Raw genomic sequence first — 12242 nt, 5'->3', positions numbered from 1 at the left:
TCGCAATCAGAATAAAGCTTCAAATAAAAATAGGTCTACAACGAATATACTGTAAATAATCATTAACTATAAAACAAGCATGGTATCAGGGAAGGCTAGTCATTGCCGTATACTTGATATATTGTTATTGGCACATCGGCTATTTAAAATCAGCCTGTGTCCAACTCTAATATTTGTTGTTCTATAGGCATTTTCAGCTCTTTTAACGTGTGTTCTTTTAACTGTTGGAAGATTCTATTCGCTTCCGGGATTATATTTAAAAGTGCCTCTTGAAATTTGTTTAATTGTTCTCTTTTAGTTTTAAGAATTAACTGAAGCATAAACGATTTTGTAGTCAAGAATGTTTTTCCGTATCGACCTCTGGTCGTTTTTACGAAAAGCTCCCCTTCAGTACGCAGCTGGTACATTAAATCCTTTAGGGTACTTAATGGAATACCCATATCTTTGACAATTTCTTTAGTTGTAATTTCTAATGTTGGCTTATTATGACTTGTTTTTGAATGAATATACGTGAAAAAGTCTTCTCTCCATTCATGATAATGAGTACGTTCTCGATCTTCACGTTTCTTGGCATGTTTTACCCATAAAGAACGGTCCACTCGTCCAGTGTTTTGTTTTTTTAATGCTTGTAGCTGATCAGATTTCACCCATTCATTCACTAGTAAGTCTATAAAACGACTACTGGCTCCTAAATAGTCTCCTGAATAAGCACTAATTACTTTTCGTTCTACAGTTCGATGTGGCAATGGATTAGTTAAATTGCTGTTAAAGAGATCCATTTCATTTAAACAGTCTTGAAACGGTACTCCAGAACTGAAGTTGGCTAGTGATAACGTTAATATTGTGTTATCTCTTCCTGAATCAGTTCCGTGGCCGCAATCAACTTCTTCAGCATTAATTAAAGCTTTGTACCACATTGAATTTACTTGCTTATATTTAACTTTTTTTAACGGAGTCTTAACAACAGATAACTTTGTTTTTCGTTCAATTAATCTTTTCTCCTGGTATTTCATTGACCATTTCATTAACTTTTCAAATTTATACGTAAAATTAGGTTCAAAGTGCACAATGTTCTCCTGGTTAGGCGCTCTAAAAACCCCAAAATGATTACACGTAATGTCAATCATTGAACCCAAACGTTCCTCAAAAGCCATCCGGATACTAATCGAAATAGCTTTAGCAACATTTAATGACTTATAATTATTTTCACTTGAGATAAAACTAGCATGCTCCAATACATAATACACATGATATCCGGCTGGTGTTTCTAAAATAAGTGTTGGTAATAGTCCTAAGTCAGTGTTTAATGACTCCAGGACTAATTCATTTTCAGTTAATTTTTTGTCTTCGCTGCAATCGATGTCTACCACAAAACAATTAATTTGATTTAAATTCTTTTCAAAGTGCCCTTTTACATAATTGCGACCAGCATCAGCGTAACCACCCCACCCATATATATTGGGTGTCCAATGAGATAAGTTGGGGTTTTCATTTAAACCCTCTAAAGATGTTAGTACAATGCCACGGGACTCTTGCATAGCTTCTTTCGTTCTGAAACCAAAGATAGATCCTTTTTTGTTTTTATCTTCTTTTTGAGAAAGACTAATTATTCTACTGTTATAAGGTTTTACTTGTTTAATTCCATTTCTTAAAACGAACTCTCTAGCTTCTTCAGCCCATTGTTTTTGCATTTCAATCATATTAACACCTCCAGTTTGACTTGATATAAAAAAAGAGAGCGCACTTTTTACTTGTGCGCTCTCTTTCGTCTATTCAAACTATTTTAGGCGTAAATCAATATAAAAAACACTCAAATAAGCCTTAAAAGGTTGAAGTTTCAGCAAAATTTTGGTATAATAAGTTATCAGAAACAGGTTACCGCCTGCTTCATCAAAATAAAATACTAATTTTACGGGACGAGAATGAACACATAGTGTTGTATGTGATTCAGAAATGTATAAGAGGGACCAATCTCTTTTACATTCCGTCTCTTTTTTTTATTTTAAATTATGTTTCCGTTTAAATCCTTATATCCAAAATACAACAAATAGGATTGAATGTAAATAGATATAGCAATGGAAATTTGTGTGCTATATCTTTCACTCTTTTTTTTTTTACATAATAAGATCTCATTATTTACAAAAACTGCTTTATAAACGTTATCACACTAATGTTTACAACTATATAGCACACTTTTTTCCATATAGTGCCGGTATCTATATAGCACACAAATTTCCACGTCGATTAACGTAGCTCACTTTTTTCCATTTGACTCATTTAGAACCAAAAACGATGTTTTTCTTTTTAATTTTATTAAATAATCCTAAATAAGCCCTTTAATCGTACTATTTTATCTCTTTCAACCAACGTAGCATACTTTTTTCCATGAGTTAATCGAGATTACATAGCACACTTTTTTCCATCATTATACAGATCAAGCATTTCATTAACATACACATGTGTATACACACCCACATACACAAATCAGTGTTCTATTCATTAAAAATGCTTTTAAATCCCTTTAAAGTGTTTGTGTATGTATAAGTATGTGTATACACATACTTATACATACTTATTTTTCATTTAGCTTATTTAATCGTTGATTTCTGTTTTTCAGTATGCTATGATATGCATATAATAAATTTAGGAGGTGCTACATTGAGTGGAATAAATGCCCTCGATATAAACAAGGAACGGGATCGAGTCGTTTCAAAATCTGTTGATCTTGTCCGGAAGGCTAGACATGAACTTTCCGCAAAAGAAACTACTCTTGTTGACTTTATGATTTCTAGAGTAAAAGACAATGACAACCAATTATTGTCGGTTGAAACTTCATTATCTGAAATAAATGCTATTTGTGATTTTGGAGAGGGCGGCGCTTCATATGGAAGTACTGAGAAAGCTCTCTACAATTTAACAAGTAAAGGTATGTTAGTAGAAACTGAAGACGGCTGGATTACGAATGGTCGCTGGTTGGAAAAAGTCTATATAAAAGAAGGACAGGCTGTTTTAAAGTTAGACAAAGATTTAGCACCTTATCTACTACATTATGCTGGAAAGAAACATTCTCATTATTCATTCAGGGATCAAGTTAATCTGAAAAGCATTTATGCTAAGAAATTATATGAATTGCTGCAATCTTACGATGACGGCGAAGAGGTAGAACGTACTGTTGAATTTATGAAAGAATTCTTTAATAAAGAAAATACTGAATGGTATAGATTATTAAACTACATTAGAAAAGCAGTTAATACGATTACTGAAGTAACGACAATGACCGTTACTTACTCAACTATTAAACAAGGTAAATCAACGGTCGCCATTCGATTTTTAGTGCAAAAAAAGAAAGAAGAGTTAATTAATTAATTTTTTTAATCAAAGCGTGTGTATAGGTATGTGTATACACATACTCACGCACAACAATAAAAGGAGTGTATAAAAAATATGTCAAAAACAAGTATAATTGGAACTTTAGCTGATAAAGGTGGCGTTGGTAAGACTACTATAATTTATAACAAGGCAGAACATGATGCTGCTAATGGTAAAAAGGTCCTATTAATTGATGGTGACGAAAATAGACATCTCAGCAGCATCTATAACAACTATCAGAACACAGGAACTGTAATGAATTGTTTTTCTGACAAAGAAGAAGTTGAATTTGTGCATGTGAAAGAGAATTTAGATTTAATACCTGGTTCAAAGGAACTAGGGGAATTAAATACTCAATTAGCTACTGCTACCAATAAAGAAACAAAGTTTTTTATGTGGTTATTAGATCACGCCGATGAACTTGAACAGTATGATCGCATCTATATTGATTTACATCCAAATATGTCAATAATCACAAAAAATTTCTTGATTGTTTGTGACTTACTTCTTTGTCCCGTTGAACCGCATAAATTCAGCTTTGAAGGTCTTGATTCTGCGAAGATAAATTTGGACAAATTTAGAGGAGAAATGATTGATTTTAGATCAAGAGAAACTCTTGTAAAAGCTCAACTAATGTTTATCGGAAATAAGGTGAAACACAATACAAAATCAAGCTTTTCATTTAAAAAAGTTGTTGAAGATCGAGATGATTTTTTAGGATTCTTTTGGGATCGTACATTAATGGCCAATTCAACAAGTGAGAATATCCCGATTGTAGAAATGCTAAAAGACGAAAACCTAATGAAAGATAAGTCATCTAGAGAATATCTATTACACACTGAAGAAACATTAGAAAATATAAGTAAGTATATCGATTTGTATGTATAAGTATGTGTATACACATACTTATACATACGTTTCAATCCAATGTAATTAAAAAAAGTAATACAAAAAAACTATATAGTGTGTATAGGTATGTGTATACACACTTTTAAAAGGAGCTAATAATAAATGGCATTTGACTTCAGTAAACCTAAAGAAGATATTTTAAAAGAAATGATGAACCCTGGGAAAGAAGAAACGGTTAATCCAGTAGAAAACGAAATAAGTAATCAAATTAAAATTCCTTATAATCAAAATATAAGCGAGAAAAAGGAACGCTACAACATAACCCTGGAGCCAAGTGTCCGTAAGCATGCTGACATCCTAGCTGATAAGTATCATTATCCCTCAGCATCAAGTTTTATAAATGATCTACTCAAACAATTAGATTAATTAAAAATTTTAAATGTATTTCAATACTGAAAAGAGGATTGTCACACTCAGTCTTCTTTTTTTTATTCAATATTTACAATAATACTGATTATTTATATGGAGGCTATATTTTGAAACCTACTAAAAAACAACACTACATTTCACAGTACACTTTAAAAAGATTTCTTAATAGCAACGGTCAAATAGATGCTGTTCTCTTGAAACCTTCACTAAAAAGAATTACCTGTTCAATTAAAGATATTTGCACTGAAAAGGATTTTTATGAAGATAAAGATAGAAATGGTAATTATATTAATCGAAATCACACAGAAAATAAATTTGCAAAAATAGAATCCGATTTAGCTGGATATCTTGAACATATATTAGGTATATTAGAAGAAAAAGACAGAGATCAAAAACTAAAAAAAATGGTCGAAACTGGAGAATTCGAAACATTAACAGTTCAGTTAATGACCCATTTATCAATGGTAATAGTAAGATTACCAGAGATTAAGAAAATAGCTTTCAAAGGAACGTTACCTAGAGAAATTGAACATATGTTTTATAAAGGAATTCTATGGGGTGATGAAGAAGCAGTAGAATTAGCTAAAGCTTCTTACCAGAATACTAAATTAAAAATGTTTGAAGAACTATTTAGTCGTAATCCTCAAACAGGGGTGTTGAATACTTTGATTAATTACATTATTAACGATTATTATTTAGAATTCTATGAAACTCCAAAAGAGAATAAGCTATTTTTTTCTGATAGTCCTGTAATAGTACATGATGTAAGTGACATCGATTATTTTTTACCAATTTCTTCAACTTATGCAATAGCCTTAAAGAAATTTAGTGAAATCAATTTTATTCATTATTACGCACCTCATATTATGTCAGAAAAAATGGTAACTGACATAAATAGATTGGTAATCCAAAATGCATCAAATGTAATCATATGTAAAAATATGACTACTGAGGACGAGATTTTTATTAAAGAGTGGAGGACTTTATAACTACAATGGCATCCTTATTTATAGTATAAAGATAAACATAATATTTCTAGTCATTTTTCTAAACCTAGAAATAAAGCTATTAAACTGTTATAATAAAAAAATAAATGGAGTTACTTTAAGGAGTTTAATATGGTTGAAAAAATATTTGGAAGTGTAAATAATTTATTGTTTTGCTTATCCTTTGTTTCATTTGGACTTAGTATATTAAGTTATTTTTTTGGTGAAAAAATTGACACACAAGGTGGAAAAGTAAATAAATTTAAAAATTGGCCTTATTTAGTTAGCTTAAGTGTATCAATTTTTGTAGGAGGTTTACTATCAGGTTTTATGTTGATCAGTACAAATATAGACTCTTTTAGCTTTGGTGATAAGACAGTAAGTTTTTCTGTTTTTACAGCTTTTGTTGCGACCGGATCTTTATGCGTTGCAATTGGAACATTATTTAAAAATTCAAAATTTAACAAAGAAACCCATGATATTCAATTCGTTATGAAACTAATAGAAAATAATTATACTATGTTTAAAGAAGAGCGGAAAAACTTGAGTATTATTCTAGATAAATTAGATAAGTATTTTAACAATAATGGACAACTATTGGAAAAAAACATTGCAACATTAACTGAGTACTGGCGTAATAATGAAGTGACTATACTTGCTGCTATTGAACAAAGTGAAGCTTCAATAACAAAAGGATCAGGTACAAGTGGAAAAAAGGCAGGCATATTGAAAGATTTGAAAGAGTTAAAAATATTAAACTACAATGTAGTTGAGCGAATAGTTATTACCCAAATGAGCGATCAAAGTCCTTCTATATTTTCAAATTTACTTACAAGTGAACAAAATAAAGTTTTTAAGTATTTGAATAAAACCAATCACCAGAAAGAAATTAGACAAATATTCAGTTTGTTTGAAAAACAATTCGACTTAAAAGAAGAAAAACTTTGTTATGATGATATATTCAAAAAATGCAATGAAATATTCAATGAACATTACGATGAGACCGGAACTTTTTTAAGACATACCTATAGGATTATTAAATTTATAAATTTGAAAATTGAAGATAAAAATATGCAAAAGGAATTAAGAGGATTACTGAGAGCACAATTTAGCGAGAAAGTCATGTTAGGTATTTTTTATAATTCTACTTTTACTGAAAAAGGTCTAGGATTTGGTATTCAATTATTGAACTCAGATTTTTTTGGAGACACAAATGATTTAAATACAGATGATTCCGTACACTTTAATAAGAATTCATTTGTCACAAAAGATGGCATTGAAAAATTTTTAATGAAAGAATTTTTCATTTCAACTAATAATATTAGTTTTGATAATGAACAAAAGTTTAAAGAAGAAATGAACTCTAAAACAAAATCTAGATAATTACTGAGGTAACACATTTTGTTTTGACTAATTTTAAAAAACATGATACAATTATTTTGTAGAAAGAACAATTGAGGTTTAAATAGACCTGACTAAAAAATATTTTTAAGAATTGAGGTTTAAACATACCTGACTAAAAAAAGTTTTCAAGAATTGAGGTTTTGATTAACCTGACTAAAAAATATCTAAATATATTAAATTTTAGAAAGAATCCAATATTTAATTGGATTCTTTTTTTTGCAAATGTATAAAGAAATTGGAATCTATTTGTTTAGTATTTCTTGAATTTTTTTTTTGCTGTAATCTTTCACTAATTTTGAGCCTTTTTTAATTTTTGGCTCAAAAATTTTGTAACCACCGTATGTCAGTCCAATACTTGCGGTCAAAATTGCAGCTGCTTTTTTTGCCCCTCTAACTTCAATATTGTTTATTAATTCATCAACTCCACCTGCTTTATATGCTTCCTCGATCAATTCTTGATATTTACCTAAATTACTCATTTTATTCCTCCTATGTTGTATTATTAATGTGATCTTTCATGGTTAAATAGTACCATGTCATGTTGAACGGTTATTAAAATCACTCTCTCGTTATCACAACGTATTATTTTTCTCGTTTTTTGTCGTTTTATAAATCTAAACTCATTACTGCAGTATCTTTATCTTCTTGTGTAATTCCAATGTAACGTAAAGTTTCCTTCGCTGAAGAGTGATTGAGTAGAGACTGAATAATTTCTATAGGAATGTTATTCTTACTATAAAGAAAATAGCCAAATGTTTTTCGCATCGAATGCGTACCAATGTTCTTCAGTCCAACTCGATTGGCCGCATCACTAATAATTAACCACAGACCTTGACGACTTAATGGTTGATTGACTCCTTTTCGACTCGGAAATAAATACGTATCAAAGTCTTGATTCGCAAGCTGCTCTGGAAATTCTTCTCTCACATACTCCATGAGTTGATTTCTTAATTTACTCGAAATGATAATTGAATTATTTTTGCTCGTTTTTTTCTCTTTCATTTGAAGTCGCTCTTTTGCAACCACTTTTTGTCTGGAGACCATTAAGACGTCCGATAATTTCAATCGACCTAAATCTGAAATACGATACGCGGTATTTATTCCTAATGTAAAAAGTAAGACATTTCGTTTTCCTTTTTCTGTGGAAGCCAAAACGGCTTTCATGTCCTCAATCTTTTTTTTATCCCGAATTGGGTTCACAATTTCCATAAAAAGTCTTCCCTTTCTGAACTTTACTCAAATTCATTATAGCACAGTTTAAGTCAAGTTCAAACAGACTATAAAATAAGCGCACCTCCAATAAATGGACGTACGCTTAGAGCCACATGGGATTGAGCCATTTTACCGAACTTGACACAACACGCTTGTGTCAAGTTCGAAAGTTAAATTGTCATTGTTTAAGTTTCATATGTTTTCTCTAAAATATTTAATGAAAAATTTTTAAATCAATTTATTTTTTCTTTCTGAAATTCTTTGTGCTTTTCATTTGAAATGTATCCAGTATTATTAAAAAAAAATCAACAATAATATTCACGTTAGTTTCCCCTATAAAATATATTTTAGCCCTGCCTTTATCATTTTATATCATAGAAATCATCTACAGGTTTACTCCATGGACCTAATCCGAAATATCCCCAAACAATTAATCCTAAAAATAAGATTACTTTACTTTTTCTCATATCGTCATCCCCAGTCTGTTAATTAGTAAAAAAATTAGTTTGTTCATTCTTTAATTCAGTATTTTTGAAATTTAGTGAAACATAAAAACTCTAAACGCGTTTACATAGTAAAATTATAACATAACCAAATTTCATTTTCATTTTAAATATAAATCAAAAATTATTAATATTCAAAATAGTTAGACAATTAGTTTGTTTTATTGTACGCTATTAAGTGTAACATTATATATAATGCTACAAGAATTGCGTAAAAAATAGAAAAGGAGTTTGATTAAGTATGGATAAAAAAATTATATATATATCAACAGATATTTTAGGTTTCATTTTGGTATATGCATTGGCAAACTTTGCTCCTGTATCTTTCAGGGATAGCTTTTTATTTGTTTTAATTTTTTGTATTGCTGTCATTATAGTTATAATTTCAAGCTTTTTAATTGTGCGTTCTGTTGTTAAAGAAAAAAAATAATACTATTCAAATACTATTCATGCTTCTTTAACAGTTTAATATAGCAGATAAAATTTCATAGTTAAAAAATGCCGTTTTTAATCTATCCATCATGCTCTTTATATTTGTAATAGCCAAATTATATGTATAGAACTTTTATTTTAGTAAATAAATAATTTTTACAAATTCCCAAATTTGTCTTTACAGAATATAAATTAAATGTTATAGTTTAAAACATGATATCATGAAAAACAAATGGCATTATAATGTTAAAGTTCTCAGAATAAAAAAATGAATGGAGGGTATTAGTTATGATGAATGTTAGACTTACAAAAAATTACAAGTTCTATGGAGCAATTAGTTTGGTATTAATTTCTATTACGATAGGTATTTTATTTATATCAACAACGCCATATATTGCTGGAGCATTAGGACTTAGTACTGGAACTGCTACTCAAGTAGTTAGTTTAATCTCAGCATATCAAACTGCGGCAGCTATTGTTAGTATAGTTGGAGCGTTAACTGGTGTGGGGGGTATTACATCTGGAATTGTTGCTACCGTTTTATTTCTACTAAAAAAACAAGGAAAAGCAAAAGCAGCGTTGTGGTAAGCTATGAAATTTAATTTTAGGTTTTATGGTAACTCAATAATAGATCATCTCAATTTTTTTGGGATGATCTTATTTACTACAATAATATCACTTTTTTGTTTAATAAATCCATTTCTAATTAAGAATGAATTAATTAGCTTTATAATCATTGCGAATATATTCACAATTTCTACTTCAAATTTAAATAAACTCGATTTCCCATATCGTTATCGAACACCTGGCCTTTTTTATACTTCAAAACATTATGGGTTTAAGCACCTTTTTTATGGCGTTTTTTATGGTTATTTAATTCAGCTATCATTCAGTGCAATTTTTGGCTTAATAGCAATAAATACTTTAGATTTTAACTTATTATTGTTACTTCCCTATTTTGAAGCAGCAATCTACTTTATATCTATTATTTTAACTTCTGTTACTAAAGTATTAATTAGAGCTTTAATATATTTAGTATTTGCATCCCTAATTCTTACAGAAAATAAATTAGTGATATTTTACATAATATTATTACAAGCAACGCTTATACTAATAGATATTTTTTGTAGAAAATATTTAAGTCAAAACTTGAATTTACTAAAAGTTTCTAAAATTAAAATTCCACGAATGAACCTTATATTACTAATAAAAACATATATTACTGAAAATGCATTATTCACAACGTTAATTGCAATTTTGCTATTTTCAATTGGTTGGATTATACAACACTTTCTTATTTATAGTGAAGTTCTCCCCATACTTTCATATTTCCAAATAATTTATATTAGTATTTTAGAACTTTTAATTGGATCCGATTCTGATGATATTTTTTTTAACTCATCTAGAACAAAATTATTATATTCCAGCAGATTGAATAGGAAAATAAGATTTTTAATCAGTGAAATATTTGCAATTTCTCTAATATTTTCCTTGATTTGTTTCATCATTTTATTAGGTTCTACCTTATCAAATCTCGATATATTTCAATTACTAAAAAATATTTTATTGTTACCTTTTCCATTTTTTATCGGTTTAGTTTATTTTATAAAATCGGAATATCTCATAATAGGTACACCTTTGGGAATTCTAAAATTCTCTCTTCCAATTATTTATTTAATCATCATCACATTTAATACTTTACTAATTCTTTAAAGGTCTAAAACCGCAAAAATTGGAATATATTAAATTGTACAGTGAATTTGTTTTTAATCCACTGGATACTTCCTATATCTAAATAAAAATTTAAATTTAGTATGACCTTTTAGTATCAATTAATTTTAATTTAGATTTATTTAACTAAAAGATTCTCGACTAAATTTATAGTTCTTTGCAGATAAAAAGAATGACGTTACAGGTCTTAGAGGAAGGGGGTTGTTTCTTGAACTTAAAAAGCGACGGAGTGAGCATAAAAATAGTTAACCTGAAATATTTTTTGACATATTATATATTTTTTTGTATAGCTTGTATTTCGTTAGGTATATTTATTGGTTTTGCATTAGATGTAAATATGATAGTCAGTAATCCACCAAAAACCGGGCATAGCTTTATGTCTGTTGTCTTGACATCTAATACAAAAAATTTTATGTTATATCTTTTTTTGCCCGTTCTTTCTCCAATATTACAAATTTTTGATTTAGTTTCGTCTTCACTTCAAATAACGCTAGGCATTCGTCTTTACGGAATCCAAGAATCTTTTAAATACTTATTTCCTCATTCATTTTTGGAATTACCTAATTTTATATTTTATCAAGGTTTAAGCCAATATATGTTATTTGTTTTAATCAAGACTAGATCTATAACACAGTTGTTAACAGAACAAAAAAAATTCATTAAATTATATTTTTTATCATTTTTAATATTAATCTTTTCGGCAATTGTAGAAGGATTTGTTGGTTAAGAAAGTTCGTGAAATGTAATTACTGGAATAATTAGAAAATTTTTCCAGTAAATATCCTAATTCAGAAGGAGAATTCTATGAGTATTTATTTAAATAATCTACAGAAAAAGAATAAAAATATAGTGCTTTTCAACTCGCTAAACTTCAACATTCCAAATGGCTTATATCGTCTTGTTGGGAAAAATGGAGTTGGTAAAAGCACACTTTTGAAATTAATTTCAGGTTTGGATACATCTTATACAGGAAAAATAGTTATCTCCGGAAAAAGATGTTTATACTTAGACTCTTATCCAATAGGTATAAGTCCTTTTAGTATCAAAGAAAATTTAGAAATTCTTTTTACAACTTTTTCAATAGTTCCTAATATCATACAGTGGGAAAAGTTAGAATCTTTTTTTTCAGGTACTTTAAATACACCCTATGGAAAAGCATCTTTAGGAACAAAAATGAAATTAGGACTATCATTGTTATTTTTCGATATTTGGGATGTAATTCTTATAGATGAAACTTTTTCGCCGATTGATACGGATAGTCTTCAGTTAATAGCTGAAGACTTATGTATAAAATCAAAAAAAAACGATCTCTCCATTATTTATGTAG

The 12242-nt window shown here is 28.9% G+C and carries 13 protein-coding genes; 10 read left to right on the top strand and 3 right to left on the bottom strand.

All coding sequences use genetic code 11. From position 1 onward, the window contains the following. Positions 1-149: 149 nt before the first annotated feature. Positions 150-1700, bottom strand: coding sequence for a primase C-terminal domain-containing protein (locus BR77_RS17145; protein ID WP_051926819.1), 1551 nt, complete (start codon positions 1698-1700; stop codon positions 150-152). Between the two features lie 928 nt (positions 1701-2628). Here BR77_RS17145 and BR77_RS17140 point away from each other — a divergent pair. From BR77_RS17140 to BR77_RS17120, 5 genes are all read left to right on the top strand, one after another. Beyond that, on the top strand, positions 2629-3366 hold the full coding sequence (locus tag BR77_RS17140) for a replication initiation protein (protein WP_051926817.1): 738 nt from the start codon (positions 2629-2631) through the stop codon (positions 3364-3366). Positions 3367-3444: 78 nt separating this feature from the next. Then, entirely contained in the window at positions 3445-4257 is an 813-nt protein-coding gene (locus tag BR77_RS17135) for a ParA family protein (protein ID WP_051926815.1), read from the top strand. A 123-nt stretch (positions 4258-4380) separates the two neighbouring features. After that, positions 4381-4644, top strand: a complete 264-nt coding sequence (locus tag BR77_RS17130; protein WP_035066638.1) for a hypothetical protein — start codon at positions 4381-4383, stop codon at positions 4642-4644. Between the two features lie 110 nt (positions 4645-4754). Continuing rightward, complete coding sequence (locus BR77_RS17125) at positions 4755-5636, top strand: DUF4238 domain-containing protein (protein WP_035066636.1); 882 nt, start codon at positions 4755-4757, stop codon at positions 5634-5636. Positions 5637-5765: 129 nt separating this feature from the next. Next, complete coding sequence (locus tag BR77_RS17120; protein ID WP_035066634.1) at positions 5766-7016, top strand: putative phage abortive infection protein; 1251 nt, start codon at positions 5766-5768, stop codon at positions 7014-7016. Positions 7017-7279: 263 nt separating this feature from the next. On the opposite strand, the gene BR77_RS17115 is transcribed toward BR77_RS17120, so the two are convergent. Beyond that, positions 7280-7516 carry a hypothetical protein gene (locus BR77_RS17115; RefSeq protein WP_035066632.1) on the bottom strand — a complete coding sequence of 79 codons (237 nt, stop codon included), beginning with the start codon at positions 7514-7516 and terminating at the stop codon, positions 7280-7282. A 127-nt stretch (positions 7517-7643) separates the two neighbouring features. Then, entirely contained in the window at positions 7644-8246 is a 603-nt protein-coding gene (locus BR77_RS17110) for a tyrosine-type recombinase/integrase (protein ID WP_035066630.1), read from the bottom strand. Between the two features lie 747 nt (positions 8247-8993). Between BR77_RS17110 and BR77_RS17105 the strand changes: the two genes are divergently transcribed. The 5 genes from BR77_RS17105 to BR77_RS17085 form a co-directional block, all read left to right on the top strand. Next, positions 8994-9182 carry a hypothetical protein gene (locus BR77_RS17105; protein ID WP_035066629.1) on the top strand — a complete coding sequence of 63 codons (189 nt, stop codon included), beginning with the start codon at positions 8994-8996 and terminating at the stop codon, positions 9180-9182. A gap of 290 nt (positions 9183-9472) precedes the next feature. After that, positions 9473-9772 carry an uberolysin/carnocyclin family circular bacteriocin gene (locus BR77_RS17100; RefSeq protein ID WP_035066626.1) on the top strand — a complete coding sequence of 100 codons (300 nt, stop codon included), beginning with the start codon at positions 9473-9475 and terminating at the stop codon, positions 9770-9772. Between the two features lie 3 nt (positions 9773-9775). Further along, positions 9776-10897 (top strand): hypothetical protein, encoded by a 1122-nt coding sequence (locus BR77_RS17095; RefSeq protein ID WP_035066624.1) that lies wholly within the window; start codon positions 9776-9778, stop codon positions 10895-10897. A 226-nt stretch (positions 10898-11123) separates the two neighbouring features. Beyond that, the gene (locus BR77_RS17090; RefSeq protein WP_080732578.1) at positions 11124-11642 is read left to right on the top strand and encodes a hypothetical protein; all 519 of its coding nucleotides are present in this window, start codon (positions 11124-11126) and stop codon (positions 11640-11642) included. A gap of 77 nt (positions 11643-11719) precedes the next feature. After that, on the top strand, positions 11720-12242 hold a 523-nt coding region (locus BR77_RS17085), incomplete at its 3' end, for an ABC transporter ATP-binding protein (protein ID WP_035066620.1).

The organism is Carnobacterium maltaromaticum DSM 20342 (assembly GCF_000744945.1).
Taxonomy (GTDB): Bacteria; Bacillota; Bacilli; order Lactobacillales; family Carnobacteriaceae; genus Carnobacterium; species Carnobacterium maltaromaticum.
Note: the sequence above shows the minus strand (reverse complement) of the source record. Positions and strands in the feature narration are given on the sequence as shown.